This is a genomic window from Algibacter sp. L4_22, from assembly GCF_023473045.1.
Lineage (GTDB): Bacteria > Bacteroidota > Bacteroidia > Flavobacteriales > Flavobacteriaceae > Algibacter.
The window spans coordinates 754,199-772,985 of the sequence record NZ_JAMCOK010000001.1 but is presented as its reverse complement, the minus strand read 5'-3'; the positions used below and the strand labels follow the sequence as shown (position 1 = coordinate 772,985).

Here is an 18,787-nt window from a genome sequence, read left to right as displayed (position 1 = left end):
AAAAACCCAAACATCATGTTATCAAAAGCTATAGAAACCGCATTAAACAATCAAATAAAAATAGAAGCAGAATCGTCTCAAATTTATTTAGCCATGGCTTGTTGGGCTGAAGTTAAAGGGTTAGAAGGCGTTGCCAGTTTTATGTATGCACAATCGGATGAAGAACGTGAACACATGCTAAAGCTTGTAAAATTCGTAAATGAGCGTGGCGGACATGCTAAAATCTCCGAATTATCAGCACCTAACGTAACTTTTACATCATTTAAAGAAATGTTTGAGACATTATTTGAACATGAAGTTTTCGTTTCACAAAGCATTAACGATTTGGTTCATATTAGCCTAGAAGAAAGAGACTATGCATCGCATAACTTTTTACAATGGTATGTTGCCGAGCAAATTGAAGAAGAAGCCGTAGCACGTACTATTTTAGATAAAATAAATCTTATTGGAGATGATAAAGGCGGACTGTACCTTTTTGATAGAGATATCCAAAACTTAACTGTAACTTCCGCATCTGCAGAAGGTTTGCAATAATTTTAACATTTAATCTTATTTAGATTTAATAAAAATAGCTATTTTTGCCCAAGATAAATTTTATATCTATTCTGTTTTGGGCAAAAAAAAGCAAAAAGAGGCAATTAAAATGTTACGAAAATCGGGAATAAATCTTCCTGATAAAGTAAAAAGTAGTTGCTGTAAAAAATTTAAAAAAGGAGAAAATAAGCGGTGTAAAAAGTGCCCTTGTTTTGATTTACTTAAAAAAGTTGCCTAATTTTCCTTAAAAAAACATCTAATATACTTCGTAACAAAAACCATCCGTGTTTTGTTAGTTATAAAAAAACCCGATAACGTTAAAAAAATAATTTATAGTGACTCCTTCTCTCGAATAGGAGTCTTAACTTGCGTACAAAAGGTTGTCATTTTATACAAAAAATACAAACCAAATAATTAATGATTTTCAAACCCAAATATTAACCTAATTATTCCATGCAAATGAAAAAAATAGCAATTTTATTAGTGTTAGCCTTGGTTCTAGTATCCTGCGGCTCATCAAAAGTAGTACGTACTTCAAAAAAAGTGATGAAAGGAAATTGGACGTTAAGCACCATTTCTTATAGTGAAAAAGGAACTTATAATGTTTCGCTACTTGATGATGCTCCGAAAGCTTGTTTTGAAGGTAGTGATTGGCAATTTATTCCGAATAATAATACAGGAATCTACACCATTAATAACGCAGAATGTAGTATTGGCGCTCGTAATTTCATCTTCACGATTCAAGAAGTTGATCCTACAACAGATTTGTATGACTTTTTATTAAAGCCAACAGATGAAAAAGGAAAATCGCCAACAAATTACGGCTACAGAATGCAACTTTCTCAACTTACCGAGTATACAATGCAATGGCAACAAACGGTTAACGTAGAGGGTAAACCGTTTACAATTACAATGAATTTTACAAAAAATTAAAACTTACTCATGAAAACAATTTATAATAAAATCGGATTAATTCTTTTAGCATTAGTACTTACAGCAAATGTAACAAGCTGCAAATCGGTACAAAATGCAAACAACAAACAGAAAGGTGGTGCCATTGGTGCTGCTGGTGGTGCTCTTTTAGGCGCTATTATTGGTAACAATGTTGGCAAAGGTGGAAATGGAGAGTTAGGTGCTGTTATTGGTGGTGTACTTGGCGGAGGCGCTGGTGTACTTATTGGTAACAAAATGGATAAACAGGCTCAACAAATTGAAAACGAAATTCCTGGCGCCACAGTAGAGCGTGTAGACAATGGGATTGTAGTAACTTTCGATGAAAATAGTGGTGTATACTTTAAGACTGCAAAATACGATGTAAATACAACTTCTCAAGAAACTTTAAATAAATTAATTGCTGTTTTTAAAGAATATCCAGAGACCAATATATTAGTTGTAGGCCATACCGATAGTGTTGGTAGCGAAGATTCTAACATGACGTTATCTAAGAACAGAGCTAACGCTGTTACTAATTATTTTTTAAGTAAAGGCTTAAGCAGTGGTCGTTTTACAACCAATTGGTACGGAGAAGAACAACCTACGAACGATAATACAACGGCAGAAGGTCGTGCAAAAAACAGAAGGGTAAATATTGCTATTTTACCAAATGAAAAAATGATTGAAGATGCTAAAACTGAAGCTGGACAATAAGCTTATTTTTTAGATTCATTCATATAATATTAAGGCTATTCTTTTTGTAGGATAGCCTTTTTTTGGTTTGAAGAAACTAGCTTATACTTAATTTTGTATTAGTTACAAATTTTGGTGATGGGTCACTGTAACGAGGATCTTGGATAATTGCCAGTTTTTCCATAGTGATAACTTCAATAGTTACACAATCAAATTCCTCGATAACCTTTCCTGTAATGGTATAAATCCCTTTTCCTCTAAACGGATATTTACTGGCTACTGGAGGAAAATTAACCGTGTCAAGAAAATCACCATCATAATCTAAAAATGTTCCAAAATGCATGTATTTACCACTAGATGTTATGGTGTTTTTAGTGGTTACCAAATAGCCTTCAATAGAAATATTACGGTTCTTAAACTTTGGAAGCTGGGCTGCACGTAAAGGCTGTACAGCCGTTTGCTCTAACAAGCAAAACGGGTTACATAAGGTGAAACCTAAAAGTTCCATAGCATCAAAAGCATCTTCTAATGTTGTGCTTGATAATTCTGGTGTTTTATAATCAACACGCTCAGTTTCAAATAAATTAATAACATGTTCTTGAACCACTGTTTTACTTGTTTTTAAATGTGCTTCCCAAAGCAATTCACGTTTGTTAATCCCTGTAAATCGAAATGCATTTATTTTTATAAGAATGGCCGTTTGTTCGACTGATATAGTCATGCGTTGAATAAAATTATCTAAACAATTGAAAGCACCATTTTCTGTACGCTCTAAAAGTAATTTTTTAATAGTTTTAACTTCTAAACCATGTAAAAACATAAACCCTAAATAAATATTTTTACCCATGATAATAGTTTCATTAAAACTTCTATTAACACAAGGTGCTTCAATAATACCACCATGCATTCGGGCTTCGTGCACATAAAGTTCTGTACTATAAAAACCGCCAAAATTATTAATAGTTGCTACCATATATTCCAACGGGAAATAGGCTTTTAGAAAAAGGCTTTGATAACTTTCTACAGCATAAGAAGCCGAGTGCCCTTTTGCAAATGCATAGCCAGCAAAACTTTCAATTTGTTTCCAAATTTCTTCAACTACATCATGAGGTTCTCCTTTTTGCCTACAATTATTAAAAAAGAGCTCTTTTACAGATAAAAACTCATCGCGCGATCTAAATTTACCAGACATGCCACGGCGCAACTTATCAGCTTCAGCTAAAGTTAAACCTCCAAAATAATGCGCTACTTTTATCACATCTTCTTGATACACCATAACACCATAAGTTTCAGGCATAATCTTGAGTAAAACAGGGTGTGCCTTTTTGCAACGTTCGGGATCTCGATAACGCAGAATGTATTCACGCATCATACCAGATTTTGCAACACCCGGACGAATAATAGAACTCGCAGCCACTAAACCTAAATAATTATCGACTTGTAATTTTTTCAACAACATACGCATAGCAGGCGATTCCACATAAAAACAACCAATAGCTTGAGCATGTCGCAAAATGTGCTTTATTTTTTCGTCTATTTTAAAACCTTTAATATCATGAATATCAATAGGCGGTTTTTCTGGATGATTATATTTTACAATATCTACTGTATCTTTAATTTTCCCTAAACCACGCTGACTCAAAATATCAAATTTATAAAGCCCAATATCTTCAGCAACTACCATATCAAAATGTGTAGTAGCAAAGCCTTTCGGCGGAAAAAATGTTGCCGTATAGCAATGTATAGGTTTTTCTGAAATGATAATGCCACTAGCATGAATACCCAAATAATTAGGAAAACCCTGAATATACTCACTGTAAATAATCACTAATTGAGACAATTTATCTAAGGTTTTTACATTATATCTCCCCTTACTCAGCATATCAATTTCAGCTTTTGGTAATCCAAAAACCTTTCCTAACTCCCTCACCGAAGCTTTAAATTTAAACGTATTATAAACTGCTAAAAGCGCCGTATTTTTAAAAGTTTTAAAAATGAATTGCGTAATATCATCACGATCGGTCCACGAAAAATCGATATCAAAATCTGGTGGATTTTTACGGTAAAGGTTTATAAAACGCTCAAAATATAAATCAAGTTCTACGGGGTCTACATCTGTAATCCTTAATAAATACGCTACAATACTATTGGCTCCACTACCTCTACCTACATAATAATAATTTTTACTTCTCGCATATTTCAAAATTTTCCAATTCATTAAAAAATAAGACACAAACTTCTTCTCTTTAATAATACTTAATTCTTTATTTATACGATTAAAAACAACGGTATCAGGCTTTTGATAGCGATATGGTAAACCATCATAAGTAAGCTTTTTTAGTAATTTATAGTCTAAATCTTCACTTTTGGTATATGCTTTTTGATTGTTTGGTATCCCTGTTGAAAATTCAAAATTCACAGAACATTTATTTAAAATAGACTTAGTATTTTCAATAAGTTCAGGGAATTCATGGTAAATTTCAAATAACTCCTTAGCAGAAAGCATCACATCCGTTTCCTGTCCTTCTTCATTTTTAGGTAATTTACTTAACAGACAATTATTGGCTATCGCCCGAAGTAATCTATGCGTGTTAAATCCCTTTTTATTTTCAAAAGAAACCGCTTGTAAAATCACTAATTTATTTCGACTATTATTTTTTTTAGAGAATTTAAGTCGGTTCAAATCTTGCGGTTTCACACCTAAATACTCATGCTTTTTTAGATTGAAATCTCTATCATGCTTATAAGGATAAATAACAAATGTATCGCCTAATACGGGAGCTATATCGGGTATAACAAAACTAGTATTATGTAAAAAGGTTGACAAATATGTATTAATATTATGAAAGCCTTGATTACTTTTAGCAAGCATTACAAATTGTTGCTTTGCTCCGTTTCTAAAATCGACACCCAAGACTGGCTTTATTTTATATTTCTCCGATAACCGAACAAAATCTAAACAAGCCGATGTATTATTAATGTCAGTTAACGCCATAGTTTCAAACCCTTTTTCGGAAGAAATAGCAAGTAGTTTTTCAGGGCTTATTGCCCCGTAACGCAGACTGAAATATGAATGACAATTTAAATACATAAGTTTTACAAAATTAGCTACATTTAAAAGTAATTGTTGCTTACATTTGTAGTAAACCAAATTAAATATTTAAAGGTTAATGAAATTTATTCAATCGAATATTAAACATTTACGAAGTCTGAAAAGTTTTTCGCAAGAACGTTTTGCGGACGAATTAGGTTGGACGCGCTCAATTGTGGGTTCATATGAAGAAGGACGCTCAGAGCCACCAATAGATCGTTTAATTGAGCTTTCTACTTACTTTAATATACCAATAGATATTTTGGTTAAAAATGACTTACGCCGCACTAAAAACACGTCGTTTATAGAGGTAGGGAACAAGCGTGTGTTATTTCCGGTAACGGTAAACGATATGGACGAAGATTTAATCGAGATTGTCCCTACGAAAGCTTCGGCGGGTTATTTACAAGGTTATGCCGATCCTGAATATATTGAGCAACTTCAGAAAATAAAATTACCGTTTTTACCTACGGGAACACATCGTGCATTTCCGATAAGTGGAGATTCTATGCTACCTGTAAAAGACGGATCTTTTATTGTTGCTAAATTTATCGATTCTATAAACGATGTGAAAAACGGACGAACTTATATTGTTTTAACTAAAGATGATGGACTTGTTTATAAAAGAGTTTATAATAAAATTAAAGAAAAAAACTGTTTAGAACTTCGATCTGATAATAAATTATACACGCCTTACGATGTGAAAACTGCCGATATTATGGAAATATGGGAATTTACTTGCTGTATCAATACACAAGAATATAGTGAGGAAGAACTTAAACTAAGTAGTATTATAAACATGTTTCAGGAACTAAAAATTGAATTAAAATCTATTAAAGGTTTAGAAAACTATGCTTTATAATAACCAAATTCGATTTTAATACTATATTTAACCAGAGTAATAATGATAATTAATTAAGTTCTTTTAAAAACCAAAGTATCATTAAAAAATAAAAACCACCGCCATGCTACGACCAAAATCAACACCATTAACGCTTTTTAATCCTGAAGAAACCGATAGTTTAGGTGCCCTTTTTTTCGATACAGGAATTTCTGCAGGTTACCCTGCTCCTACCGAAGATTTTAGTCAACAACAGCAACACTTATCTTTAGATAATGAACTTGTACGAAATAAAGAAACCACATTTTATGCACGTGTTAGTGGGCAATCAATGATTGGAGCTGGTTTAGACGACAATGATTTGTTGGTTATAGATAGAAGTATAGAACCAACAAATAATAAAATTGCAGTTTGCTTTCTAGACGGTGAATTTACGGTGAAGCGTTTAAAAGTAGATAAAGATGAAATGTGGTTAAAACCAGAAAACCCAAACTATCCTATTATTAAAATCACCAGTGACAACAAATTTCTTATCTGGGGAATTGTTACTAATGTAATTAAAAAAGTATAATTTTAAAGTTAAATTTAGAACATAAAAAAATGCGAAGCTTTACACTTCGCATTTTTAATATAAAATAAAATCGATATTTTAGTCTGCTAAAACAATCAACTTATTGTTTTTTAATTCTAACGTTCCAGAGTTAATTTTTAATAATGTCGCTCCTTTTGCATTTTTAGTAAATTTATCCTGAACCTCTTCATCTAATTCTATGTTTCCCGAAATTTTTACAAATCCTTCTTTTAAAATAGATATAATTGGCACGTGATTATTTAACATTTCGAATTCACCATTAACTCCTGGTACAGCAACGCTAGTTACTTCTCCGCTAAATAATACTGCTTCTGGCGATACAATTTCTAAATACATAGTAAAACTTATTTTACTACTCTGAATTTATTTCAGAGTCTTTTTAATTTTTATTGAAAATTCTATTTAAAAGATACTAGAGACCGAACCAAGTTCGGTATTTACTTCTTCGGCTTATACCTCTGCAAGCATTTTATCTCCAGCTTCGATAGCTTCTTCAATAGTTCCTTTAAGGTTAAACGCTGCTTCTGGTAAGTGATCTAATTCACCATCCATAATCATGTTAAATCCTTTAATAGTTTCTTTAATATCTACTAAAACACCTTTAAGACCAGTAAATTGCTCTGCTACGTGGAAAGGTTGAGATAAGAAACGTTGTACACGTCTTGCTCTACCTACAGCTAGTTTATCTTCTTCAGATAATTCTTCCATACCTAGAATAGCAATAATATCTTGTAATTCTTTATAACGTTGTAATAACTCTTTAACACGTTGTGCACAGTTATAGTGATCATCACCTAAAATATCAGCAGTTAAAATTCTTGAAGTAGAATCTAATGGATCTACCGCAGGATAAATACCTAACTCAGCAATTTTACGAGACAATACTGTTGTTGCATCTAAGTGAGCAAACGTTGTAGCCGGTGCAGGATCCGTTAAATCATCTGCAGGTACGTAAACCGCTTGTACAGATGTAATAGAACCTCTTTTAGTTGAAGTAATACGCTCCTGCATAGCACCCATTTCTGTTGCTAATGTTGGTTGGTAACCTACCGCAGAAGGCATACGACCTAATAATGCAGATACCTCAGAACCAGCTTGTGTAAAACGGAAGATATTATCTACGAAGAATAATACATCTTTCCCTTGTCCTTCACCAGCACCATCACGGAAATATTCTGCAATAGTTAAACCAGATAAAGCTACACGAGCACGAGCTCCAGGAGGCTCATTCATTTGTCCAAATACGAAAGTCGCTTTAGATTCTTTCATTCCAGCTTTATCAACTTTAGATAAATCCCATCCGCCTTCTTCCATAGAATGCATAAAGTCATCACCATATTTGATAATTCCTGATTCTAACATTTCACGTAGTAAATCGTTTCCTTCACGAGTTCTTTCACCCACTCCAGCAAATACAGATAAACCACCGTGTCCTTTTGCTATATTGTTAATCAACTCTTGAATTAATACTGTTTTACCTACTCCAGCACCACCAAATAAACCAATTTTACCACCTTTTGCATAAGGCTCAATTAAATCGATTACTTTAATACCTGTAAATAAAACTTCAGTAGAAGTTGATAAATCTTCAAATCTAGGTGCTTGACGGTGAATTGGTAACCCAGCTTCTCCAGCTTTAGGTAAATCTCCAAGACCATCAATAGCATCTCCAATTACGTTGAATAAACGTCCGTAAACATCATCGCCAACAGGCATTTGTATAGGCGCACCGGTAGCAGCAACCTCTGTTCCTCTACTTAATCCATCAGAAGAATCCATAGCGATAGTACGCACAGTATCTTCACCTATGTGAGATTGTACTTCTAGTACTAAAAGCGATCCATCGGCTCTTTTAATTTCTAATGAATCATAAATTTTTGGAAGTTCAGCACCAGCTCCGAATTCAACATCGATAACTGGACCTACTATTTGTGCAACTTTACCTGTAACTTTAGACATTACTTATATGTTTAATATTATGCGTTTTAATTCAACAAAAACCTTTTGGGTTTTCGCGTGCAAATATAATGGTTTTAATTTAAAATGAAAGTCGTTTTTTAGAATAAAAAAGGGTATCCTGATGGAATACCCTTTTTGTATCTTTTTAAATTACTTTTTTATTGCAATGTTGGAGAATAGTTTGTTGGATAATCTCCTGGATTTGGCACATTACCAGATGCTATAAAATTAGCCCCAAAAGAGTCATCAATAGCTTCCAAAAATTTATATGCCATATAAGAATATCCCCTACCTGTTAAATGAATACCATCTAAACTAACAGCTCCACCAGTTACCAAGTTAGCTTTTAAAGTGTAATTTCCAAAAGAAATTCCTGTTGTTGCTAATTCTGATAAAATAGTATTTAAATCTACTAGAGCAATATTATCATTAGCATCTGATACAGCCTTAATCGTTACATTATATGCATCTGTAGCATCTTTAATTGCTAATTGTTCTTCTGGTGTTAAAACCCATTTATCTGCTAGAGGAACAGCTACTCCATTTACACTTAGCGGGTTCCCGGGAACAGCTTCTGTTCCTATAAAAGAAGAGGCACTAAGCACTAACAAATCCTCAGCGGTTGCTTGTCTCATACTAACTAATGCTGGATTTATTGCTGTTAAATCGGTTAAATCTTCATCCATAATTACAACCGCGTTAGTTGCCGATTCAGAAAATTGAATTGTACGTTTTATAATTTCGGTATCGGCATCTACTTGCGCCATTAAACCATTTCCAACTAGATATGCAAAACCTTGAACAATTCCCGCATTGTATGCGCCGTAAGCTGCTGCACTATTTAAATATCCTGCTGTAGCTGCATCTAATGGAATTGGATTATAAGGCACTGTTGTAAAATGTGGTAAATCTGTTATATAAGGCACATTAGTTACCACACCTTTAGCGCCTCCACTTGTTAATGTGGCAACTAAACCACTTAAAACATTAGCAAAAACATTAGGATCTGTGATATCATTACTTCCGTATGTAGAAGGATCTAAATTCCCTTGTTGATCTACACCACTTCCACCAGAAACAGCGAAACTTAAAACATCATTCGCTCCCATTTCTGATAAAGTAAAAAACGTAGGGCTTTGTGCCATAGCATCTCCTAATATGGTTGCACTTGGACTTGATGCCATTCTTACAAAGTAAGGATTAGCATAAGAACCTACACCCGCAATATTCCCATAGCTATCTGATAGTAAATGAAAACTTTTTGCTCCAGGCACACCTAAATTACTAAAAGGCCCTGTTGGATTATTTAAAACAATATCTGTAGATACCGTTACTGGGCCAACCAACGACTCTAAAGGCACCGGAGTAGACCCTCCAAAAACAAGTCTTGGTTCTGCTATTCTTGTACCGCCCGCTGCCAAGCCTCCGAAATTATCATCGGTTAAAGGTTGTGTGAAATCACCTCCTCCTAGAGAGGCAAATTGATTGGCCAATAAGTTTGGAAAAGAATTATTTTGCCCGGCTATAAAAAGCGCGCCATCTGTATATCCAGCTGTAAAAGATGCCCCAAGAGACACGTAGTTTGTAAAATCTGCTGACCCAGAAACTAGCTCTGGTAGAACCTCAGCCGCTTCTTCTCTACTAACATCGTCAATTTCGTTACAACTTGTAAAACCAATTAAAGCTGATAATACTAATATATATTTTGAGTTTATTATTGTGTTCTTCATCTTATAAATTATTAATTGTCCATGAAACATAATACATAGACCCAATGTGCCCTGTACCCACTGCTGTGAAATATTCATCTCCTAAAAGATTGGTTGCACCTGCCTTAAAAATAGATTTCATAGATGGAACCTTTAAGTTAATTTGTGCATCTACAACATGAAATTCTGGAACAACACCATTTGCAAAGGTTGCTTCCCAATAATAATCATCACTAAATCTATAAGCTACGTTAAAACCGAAATTTTTAAATAGATTTGGATTCCCAAAAGTAGCTTTAAATTTATGTTCTGGTGTATTAAAGTTTGTTGCAAAATCCGGGTATTTATTTCTATCGAAATCTAATTTTGCGTAAGTATAACTTGCGCTTAAATCGAAATCTTCAAATACTTTAGTTGATAAACCGACAGAAGCCCCATATGAATTAACATTTGCCTCAGAATTTGTATATGTACTATATGCTTGACTATCCCCATTTGCTAATGCTGCAATGGATAAGCCTCCATCACCAACGGTTCCGTAATATGGTGCAACAACAACTTCTTGTGAAATAAAATCTTTATAACTATTGTAATAAGCACTTAAATCAACAGTAATATTACTGAATTTACCTCTATAACCTACCTCTGCTGAGGTTACTTGTTCTGGTTTTACTATTTCTGGATTTGCAACTTCTAATACCGCAGGATTACCTGTCTCTGCAAGTTCTAAAGCAGAACTAGCCGTGTATGAATTATTATAAGCAGCAGATCCTGTTTGCGTTATACTTGCTGGTTGTAAAAGTGCTCTTCCTCCAGCTGATACCTCATAATTTCTTGTCCATCTATCCAAGTTAGTAGGAGCAGAACCAACTAAAATTGCTCTACCTGCATTTAAACCAATAAATAAATCTTGAGTTGTTGGGTTTCTAAATCCAGTTTGAACTGACGCTCTAATGTTATGATTTTGATTAAGTGTTAAAGCTCCAGAAATTCTTGGAGAGATAAATCCATCAAAAAATTCCGATTTATCATAACGAGCAGAACCCGTTAGTTTTAATTCCATATCATCGCTTAATTCCAAATTTTTCTGAATTTGTGTATAAATTCCAAATTCCGAATAAGTAATAGGCCCATCGATATCTGTATAAATGGTTCCAGATGAATTTAAATTATATTTTCTATAAGAACCACCAACCTGAATATCTGCAAAATCTATAAGATGACTAAAGTTATAATTTGCATCTGCATGATAATACGTAGAAGCATCTTGAAATTTAGAACCTGTTGTTAAGTCTGGATCATTTATACTTCTATTAAAAGCTGCTACAAACTCATCCGATCCTGGAAGAAATCTTCCTGTATCAGCAACTGTTCTTGCTGCTGCATGTGCTTGATTTTCATCGGCACCACCAAGAGTTGCAGAAATAAATGCTCCAGTATATTCTCCAAACCATGTATTATTATCTTTCCAAGCACTATTTATATTAATACCAGTAAACACCATATCATAGGAGTCTCCTGCCTTATCAGATACAACATAGCCTCTTACAAAAAAGTTGTCATTTTTGAATTCAATTTTATGTTGTTCTTGAAAAAAGTTATTGATATTATATCTATTTGTTCCTTGATAAATTGTTGAACCTGTTCCAACCTTACCAACATAAGATATTTCAAAATCGTTTTCCCATGGACGATAGTACAATCCCCAATCGGATTTAATACTACTTGCATCATAATTTGTTAAATCTCTTTCATCATAACCTGTTCTACTTACATCTACAAGTGGTACCAAATCGACCAACGACGGGTTAGGTAAATTTGCTAAAAAAGTCTCGCTTTCTATTACATTTTTTAAATTTGTAGATACCTCATCTCCATAAACATTAATACCATCGTAATCTATATTTGCTCTTGTTCCACCGATATTAGTTTTATCTTCTTCACTAACGGCAGCCCAATCGGTTCCTTTTAAATACCCGAAGTTTACTTTAGCAGCAAATTTATCACTAAACTTATAAGCTGCGCGAATACTAACATCGGTATATGCGTTATCACCAGAAGCTTCTTGTGAAGTAATCCCTCTTTTAACAGAGGCACTAATACCGTGATGATCGAAAGGACTCTTACTTCTCATAAATAAAATACCGTTAAAGGCATTTGCTCCATATAATGCAGAAGACGCTCCGGGCAGCAATTCTACGCTTAAAACATCAGTTTCTGTCATACCAACTAAATTCCCTAAAGGAAAATTTAATGCTGGTGTTGAGTTATCCATACCGTCTACCAACTGCATAAACCTGTTGTTAGAAAATGTAGCAAACCCTCTTGTATTAATAGACTTAAATGTTAAACTATTAGTATTTACATCTACACCTTTTAAGTTTTCCAAACCATCGTAAAAATCGGCAGAAGCTGTATTTTTAATTTCTTTAAGGCCGAAACGTTCTACTGTAACAGGAGACTCGAATACTCGCTCTGGCGTTCTAGATGCTGAAATAACTACTTCGTCTAAAGCATTACCTTCTTTTAAAATAAAATCGACTTTTTGATTGTTTTTTGTAATTTCAATTGTAACCGTTTCAAAGCCAACGCTACTTGCTTGTACTGTGAAAGGAGGACTTTGATTGTAAGTTAGAGAAAAATTACCATCAAAATCGGTAATATTTCCTGTAGAAGTACCGAGAACGATAATATTCGCTCCAGGAATAGGTTGACTGTTATCGTCGACAACAGAACCAGAAATTGTAGTTTGTGAAAAAGTTATTCCACAAAAAAACAACATAACAAGGGGGAGAATTGCTTTCATTTATATTAGTTAGTTTTAATTTAGAATAGCAATATATGTATATTAAGTATTATTTACATACAAAAAAGCATAAAAATTATGCGCGCATAGCACTTATTAACAAAAAACCAGAGATAAAATTGTGATTTTCATAAAATAAAGATGGTATAAATGAAAATTAGCCTGATTTCAAAAAAAAATGAAACCAGGCTAATAAATTTATTTTTTATGCTAAATATTACTCTACCGTAACCGATTTTGCAAGGTTACGTGGTTGATCGACATTTTTATCTAATAACACCGCAATATGGTAAGATAATAATTGAAGTGGAATAGTTGTTAATAATGGAGACAGGGACTCTAAAGTTTCAGGAACTTCAATAACGTGGTCTGCTAGATCTCTCACTTGCACATCACCTTCGGTAACTATACCAATAATTTTTCCTTTTCTCGATTTAATTTCTTGAATGTTACTTACAACTTTCTCGTAATGTCCTTTTTTGGTTGCAATAACCACAATTGGCATATTTTCGTCAATTAATGCAATTGGTCCATGCTTCATTTCGGCAGCAGGATAACCTTCAGCATGTATATATGAAATTTCTTTAAGTTTCAATGCTCCTTCTAAAGCAACAGGGAAATTAAAACCTCTACCCAAATAAAGGAAATTACTAACATCCTTATAGATATCCGCAATCATTTTTATATGAGCATCAGATTCTAAAGCTTTTTCAACTTTCTTGGGAATCATTTCTAATTCTAATAAATGCTGACGAAAATCAGAACTACTAATTGTTCCTTTTGCTCTTGCTAATCTTAATGCAATAAGCGTTAAAACCGTAATTTGAGTTGTAAATGCTTTAGTAGATGCCACTCCAATTTCTGGACCTGCATGAGTATATGCTCCAGCATCGGACTCTCTAGCAATAGATGAACCAACTACGTTACAAACTCCGAATACAAATGCACCTTTAGATTTTGCTAATTTTATAGCAGCCAAAGTATCGGCAGTTTCACCAGATTGTGAAATAGCGATAACAATATCGTTCTCTGTAATTATTGGATTTCTATATCTAAATTCTGAAGCGTATTCAACCTCTACAGGTATTCTAGCTAAATCTTCAAAAATATATTCTGCAACTAATCCAGCATGCCAAGACGTTCCACAAGCAACAATGATAATACGATTAGCGTTTAAAAACTTTTTCATATTATCTTCAACACCAGCCATTTTTATAATCGCTTCATTTCGCAACAATCTACCTCTATAAGTATCTGTTATTGCCTTTGGTTGTTCATGAATTTCTTTCAGCATAAAATGCTCGTATCCACCTTTTTCAATTTGCTCTAAGTTTAATTGAAGCTCTTGAACGTAAGTCTGAACGATAGAATCGTCTTTTATTTTTCGAACTTTAACTCCTTTATGGAATCTAATAACAGCCATTTCTTCATCTTCTAAATAAACAGCATTTTTTGTATATTCTAAAAATGGTGAAGCATCACTTGCAATAAAGAACTCATCTTCGTTTTCCCCAATACCAATAGCTAATGGACTTCCTAAGCGAGCCACAACTATTTCTTCTGGTTTGTTTTTATCAAAAATAGCAATAGCATAAGCACCAACAACCTGGTTTAAGGCTACTTGTACAGCCTTACCTAACTTAACGTTTTCTTTCTTTTTTACATCTTCAATTAAATTAACAAGGACTTCAGTATCCGTGTCAGAATAAAATGTATATCCTCTAGAAATTAGCTCTTGCTTAAGGGAATCGTAGTTTTCAATAATTCCGTTGTGAACTATAACTAATTCACCAGAATTTGAAAGATGTGGATGCGAGTTAACATCGTTTGGTACACCGTGAGTTGCCCAACGTGTGTGACCAATACCAACACTACCTGTATTTGTAATCTCAGCTTTTACACGTGCTTCTAAATCAACAACCTTACCTTTAGTTTTAGAAACTTTTAGATCTTTGCCATCAAAAAGAGCAATTCCGGCACTATCATACCCTCTATATTCTAATCGTTTTAACCCTTCTATTACTATCGGATAAGCTTCTCTATAACCTATATAACCTACAATTCCGCACATATGTTAATGTTTTATTTGTTTGGCTCTGTATAGAACACTTTAAGTTTAATTTTTTTCTCTTGATCAACGCTTTCATTAGAACCATACAATACTGTTCCTCTTGGGGTAATAACGGATGCTGCAGGTACATTAGTAACATCTTCATCATCACTATCCGCGATTTTAGCATTTGTTATATAGTTCACATTGGTAGATAATACTAAACCAATTTTAGTATTTGTAGAATCGTTAACCAAGATATTATTTAAGTGTTCAGTTAAACGAATTTTATATTTATAATTACCATTTTCATCACCAACACGTTGTCCTTGGCTAATTAATTTAGAATTAAACGGATCCGTATCTGATTCAATTGGGTCGAAATCATAATCGATAGTAGATTGACTATTATTTACATCGTAAGCATAAATTCTATTGAAATGACTATAGTTATTACCATTAGAATCGTCTGGAAACGCCTGCATAACCTCATCTTCATATATAACAAGTTGTGCATCATTCACTAACCTGTTTAAAATATAGTTACCATCTTCGTCTTTTTCGTAATTATCTCCACTAGGAATTCTAAAACTATCTAAGAAGTCTTTTTTAGCTTCATCATTTTCAAACAAATCAACCACAGCCATAGAATTACCAGAACCTTTTAAATAAAGTTCTTCATCTCCATTAGTTTCATCTCCATCTGCTAGAGTAACCTCTGTAATTTTATTTACAAAAGTATTTAGTGTATTACCTGTAAAAGACAAAGTATAAGTTCCTTCTATAGTTTCGTCTACAATAGTAGAATCATAACTATAGTTAATAACAATATTAGCCTCTGTAGAACTCATATCAAGCATAACCATACTCCCATCATCATCTACAGCTTCTGCTTTAAAAAACAGACCTCTAAAATAATTATTAAAATTATTAGCATTACTTAATTCTGATTCACCTTCTTTTTCAATTATAAGGTTTTTCCAAAATTCAGGATCTAACTCAACTTTAAAAGCGGGTGCACTTCTTGTTGTTAACTCATCATCGGTTCCTACATCTGTAACAGTTATAATAACATCAGAACTCGGCTCCACACTTTCATCCTCAAAAATTAATTCTCCTTTTAGATTATCGAAATTAATAGTAGAGCTTCCGTTGTAGGCCACATTATCAGAACTCCCATCGGGATATGAATAATATTTTTGAGTAGTATCTCCATCGGCATCAGCAAAAGGATCAAAGTCTCTTAAAAAATAGTCGTTTTTATAAATAGACAACTTAAACGGTTTTACTGTACCCGTATAATCACCAAATAAAGAATCTTGAATAGTATATTCCGCATTACCATCTTCATCGTAATTATTAATTCTACTATAGTAAGGAATTGTAAGTACGACTGAAGTTATCTCCGGATTATCACCAAAATCTGGATCATAACTAGATGGGGTTACTTGCGTAACAATACTAGCGGTAGTTTGTCCGTAAGCAGGATCGTTAAACACTCCTAATAAATAAGAAGCCAAATTATTAACCTGAACAGACTCTAACTTTTTATTATACGCTACAATTGGAATTTCGTATAAACCAGTATCGAAATTAGCGTTGTCTTTTCCTAAAACGGCACTATCCAACTCGGTAAATTCTTTATCGCAAGCAACAAAACTAGTTAATAAAAATAGGAATGCAGCAGGGAATTTAAGGGCTTTAAATGTCTTTTTCATAAATTTTTTTAAATGAATTTTGAGTAGGCTAGCCTAAAACTTCGTTATTAAAGAAGTTTGTATAAGCTTCACCAAATTCATCTTTAGTTTTATACTCTAAAATAGGCTTGTCAGATGCTTTTATGTACGCATCTACTTCTTCTGTTATGTCTTCAGACCCTACTATTATTGCATCAGAGTAATCAATAGCAACTTTCATTAGGTTGTTATAAGTTGGCTCCTCAAGCACTTTAATAGCATCTTCATTAATATTGTCAAATTTAACTTTATTAATCAGATCTTTATTTAACGTATTGTTAAAACTTTGATTGTATATCGAAGTCACAATTTTACTTTCGTTAAAAAGAGGCTCATCTTTATAATATTCTTTTAAGTAAACTGGCAATAATGATGCTAACCAACCATGTATATGAATAATATCTGGAGACCAATTAAGTTTCTTAACCGTTTCAATCACGCCTTTTGCGAAGAAAATAGCACGTTCGTCATTATCCGAAAACAATTTCCCAGCCTCATCCGTTAACGTCGCTTTTCTTTTAAAATACTCATCATTATCGATAAAATAAACCTGAATACGTTCTTTCGGAATAGATGCAACCTTGATAATTAAAGGCATATCTAAATCGTTTATCACTAAATTGATTCCCGATAACCTAATAACTTCGTGTAATTGATGTCTTCTCTCATTAATATTCCCGTATCTAGGCATGAAGATTCTTATTTGCCCTCCTTGTTGATTTACTAATCTTGGCGCTTCAAACGACATTGACGAAATCTCCGTTTCTGGTAAATAAGGAACTACCTCAGATGATACGTATAATACCCTCTTATCTTTCATATGTATATTTTTGATGACTTTTAACTTATTTTTTTATAAAAATTCATTGAAAAAACCCTTAGTTTGTTGCGAATTCTCGTTAAAAAACACGCAAAAGTACAAAATTTTATGCAGATTGCTTGTAAAATCTTAAGTTTGCAAGCGTTAAATTTTAAATAAAAGGTGGAAGTTTACTCGGAAAAACAACAAATTACAGCTGCAATTGATGCTGTAAAAGCTAAAAAACTAACTTTAGGATTAGTGCCTACAATGGGCGCTTTACATGAAGGGCATTTGCAATTAGTAATAAAGGCTTTAGAAGAAAATGATATGGTTGTGGTTAGCATTTTTGTTAACCCAACCCAGTTTGATAATCCTGAAGACCTCGATAAGTACCCGAGGACATTGGAAAGTGATGTCGCATTATTAAAAACAGTTAGTGAAACCAAAATTATGGTTTACGCACCCTCTGTAGATGATGTTTATGAAGGCAATACGGTTTCGGAAGACTTTGAATTCGACGGATTAGAATTTGAAATGGAAGGCAAATTTCGTGATGGGCATTTTAATGGTGTTGGAACCATAGTAAAACGCCTTTTTGAAATTGTAAAACCAAACAAAGCTTATTTTGGTGAGAAAGATTTCCAACAACTTCAAATTATTAAAAAATTAGTTGAAAAACATCAAATGCCATTAGAAATAGTGGGTTGTAAAATTCATCGCGAAGCTAATGGCTTAGCTATGAGCTCACGAAACACAAGGCTAAAACCGCATTTCAGCAAAGCAGCACCCTTCATCTATGAAACACTAAAAACTGCCAAAATAAAATTTGGCACAAAAAGTGCTAAGAAAGTAATGGAATGGGTTGAGAGGCAATTTAAAAATCATGATTTATTAGAATTAGAGTATTTCATAATTTCCGAAGTTGAAACATTAAAACCTTTAAAACGAAAAACGAACAACAAAGCATATAGAGCGTTTATTGCAGTATATGCAGACGATATTAGACTAATTGATAATATCGCACTAAATTAATTATCTTTG

The 18,787-nt window shown here is 33.4% G+C and carries 14 protein-coding genes; 6 read left to right on the top strand and 8 right to left on the bottom strand.

The window, feature by feature from the left end; all coding sequences use genetic code 11:
• Positions 1-15: 15 nt before the first annotated feature.
• From M4I23_RS03250 to M4I23_RS03240, 3 genes are all read left to right on the top strand, one after another.
• The gene (locus tag M4I23_RS03250) at positions 16-534 is read left to right on the top strand and encodes a ferritin (RefSeq protein ID WP_158846789.1); all 519 of its coding nucleotides are present in this window, start codon (positions 16-18) and stop codon (positions 532-534) included.
• A gap of 459 nt (positions 535-993) precedes the next feature.
• Positions 994-1,467, top strand: coding sequence for a lipocalin family protein (locus M4I23_RS03245; protein WP_249753432.1), 474 nt, complete (start codon positions 994-996; stop codon positions 1,465-1,467).
• A 9-nt stretch (positions 1,468-1,476) separates the two neighbouring features.
• On the top strand, positions 1,477-2,181 hold the full coding sequence (locus M4I23_RS03240) for an OmpA family protein (RefSeq protein WP_158846785.1): 705 nt from the start codon (positions 1,477-1,479) through the stop codon (positions 2,179-2,181).
• A 76-nt stretch (positions 2,182-2,257) separates the two neighbouring features.
• On the opposite strand, the gene M4I23_RS03235 is transcribed toward M4I23_RS03240, so the two are convergent.
• On the bottom strand, positions 2,258-5,251 hold the full coding sequence (locus M4I23_RS03235; protein ID WP_249753431.1) for a DNA polymerase III subunit alpha: 2,994 nt from the start codon (positions 5,249-5,251) through the stop codon (positions 2,258-2,260).
• Positions 5,252-5,330: 79 nt separating this feature from the next.
• Here M4I23_RS03235 and M4I23_RS03230 point away from each other — a divergent pair, with 79 nt between their 5' ends.
• On the top strand, positions 5,331-6,113 hold the full coding sequence (locus M4I23_RS03230) for a LexA family transcriptional regulator (RefSeq protein WP_158846781.1): 783 nt from the start codon (positions 5,331-5,333) through the stop codon (positions 6,111-6,113).
• Positions 6,114-6,216: 103 nt separating this feature from the next.
• Positions 6,217-6,663, top strand: coding sequence for a LexA family transcriptional regulator (locus M4I23_RS03225; protein WP_158846779.1), 447 nt, complete (start codon positions 6,217-6,219; stop codon positions 6,661-6,663).
• Positions 6,664-6,741: 78 nt separating this feature from the next.
• On the opposite strand, the gene M4I23_RS03220 is transcribed toward M4I23_RS03225, so the two are convergent.
• The 7 genes from M4I23_RS03220 to M4I23_RS03190 form a co-directional block, all read right to left on the bottom strand.
• The gene (locus tag M4I23_RS03220) at positions 6,742-7,020 is read right to left on the bottom strand and encodes a F0F1 ATP synthase subunit epsilon (RefSeq protein WP_158846777.1); all 279 of its coding nucleotides are present in this window, start codon (positions 7,018-7,020) and stop codon (positions 6,742-6,744) included.
• 114 nt (positions 7,021-7,134) lie between these two features.
• Positions 7,135-8,643, bottom strand: a complete 1,509-nt coding sequence (gene atpD, locus M4I23_RS03215) for a F0F1 ATP synthase subunit beta (protein ID WP_158846775.1) — start codon at positions 8,641-8,643, stop codon at positions 7,135-7,137.
• Positions 8,644-8,801: 158 nt separating this feature from the next.
• A complete protein-coding gene (locus M4I23_RS03210) occupies positions 8,802-10,373 on the bottom strand; it encodes a G-D-S-L family lipolytic protein (protein ID WP_249753430.1) in 1,572 nt (523 codons plus the stop codon).
• A gap of 1 nt (position 10,374) precedes the next feature.
• Positions 10,375-13,158, bottom strand: a complete 2,784-nt coding sequence (locus M4I23_RS03205; RefSeq protein ID WP_249753429.1) for a TonB-dependent receptor — start codon at positions 13,156-13,158, stop codon at positions 10,375-10,377.
• 217 nt (positions 13,159-13,375) lie between these two features.
• Positions 13,376-15,229 (bottom strand): glutamine--fructose-6-phosphate transaminase (isomerizing), encoded by a 1,854-nt coding sequence (gene glmS, locus M4I23_RS03200; RefSeq protein ID WP_158846771.1) that lies wholly within the window; start codon positions 15,227-15,229, stop codon positions 13,376-13,378.
• A gap of 11 nt (positions 15,230-15,240) precedes the next feature.
• A complete protein-coding gene (locus M4I23_RS03195) occupies positions 15,241-16,926 on the bottom strand; it encodes a DUF4270 domain-containing protein (RefSeq protein WP_249753428.1) in 1,686 nt (561 codons plus the stop codon).
• 28 nt (positions 16,927-16,954) lie between these two features.
• Entirely contained in the window at positions 16,955-17,764 is an 810-nt protein-coding gene (locus tag M4I23_RS03190) for a glycogen/starch synthase (RefSeq protein WP_158846767.1), read from the bottom strand.
• Positions 17,765-17,926: 162 nt separating this feature from the next.
• Here M4I23_RS03190 and panC point away from each other — a divergent pair, with 162 nt between their 5' ends.
• Entirely contained in the window at positions 17,927-18,778 is an 852-nt protein-coding gene (gene panC, locus M4I23_RS03185; protein ID WP_158846765.1) for a pantoate--beta-alanine ligase, read from the top strand.
• Positions 18,779-18,787: the final 9 nt, after the last annotated feature.

What these genes read in the sequence shown, in the direction of transcription:
- M4I23_RS03250 (WP_158846789.1), top strand. Translation starts at nt 16, where the DNA reads ATGTTATCAAAAGCTATAGAAACCGCATTAAACAATCAAATAAAAATA.
- M4I23_RS03245 (WP_249753432.1), top strand. Translation starts at nt 994, where the DNA reads ATGAAAAAAATAGCAATTTTATTAGTGTTAGCCTTGGTTCTAGTATCC.
- M4I23_RS03240 (WP_158846785.1), top strand. Translation starts at nt 1,477, where the DNA reads ATGAAAACAATTTATAATAAAATCGGATTAATTCTTTTAGCATTAGTA.
- M4I23_RS03235 (WP_249753431.1), bottom strand. Translation starts at nt 5,251, where the DNA reads ATGTATTTAAATTGTCATTCATATTTCAGTCTGCGTTACGGGGCAATA.
- M4I23_RS03230 (WP_158846781.1), top strand. Translation starts at nt 5,331, where the DNA reads ATGAAATTTATTCAATCGAATATTAAACATTTACGAAGTCTGAAAAGT.
- M4I23_RS03225 (WP_158846779.1), top strand. Translation starts at nt 6,217, where the DNA reads ATGCTACGACCAAAATCAACACCATTAACGCTTTTTAATCCTGAAGAA.
- M4I23_RS03220 (WP_158846777.1), bottom strand. Translation starts at nt 7,020, where the DNA reads ATGTATTTAGAAATTGTATCGCCAGAAGCAGTATTATTTAGCGGAGAA.
- atpD (WP_158846775.1), bottom strand. Translation starts at nt 8,643, where the DNA reads ATGTCTAAAGTTACAGGTAAAGTTGCACAAATAGTAGGTCCAGTTATC.
- M4I23_RS03210 (WP_249753430.1), bottom strand. Translation starts at nt 10,373, where the DNA reads ATGAAGAACACAATAATAAACTCAAAATATATATTAGTATTATCAGCT.
- M4I23_RS03205 (WP_249753429.1), bottom strand. Translation starts at nt 13,158, where the DNA reads ATGAAAGCAATTCTCCCCCTTGTTATGTTGTTTTTTTGTGGAATAACT.
- glmS (WP_158846771.1), bottom strand. Translation starts at nt 15,229, where the DNA reads ATGTGCGGAATTGTAGGTTATATAGGTTATAGAGAAGCTTATCCGATA.
- M4I23_RS03195 (WP_249753428.1), bottom strand. Translation starts at nt 16,926, where the DNA reads ATGAAAAAGACATTTAAAGCCCTTAAATTCCCTGCTGCATTCCTATTT.
- M4I23_RS03190 (WP_158846767.1), bottom strand. Translation starts at nt 17,764, where the DNA reads ATGAAAGATAAGAGGGTATTATACGTATCATCTGAGGTAGTTCCTTAT.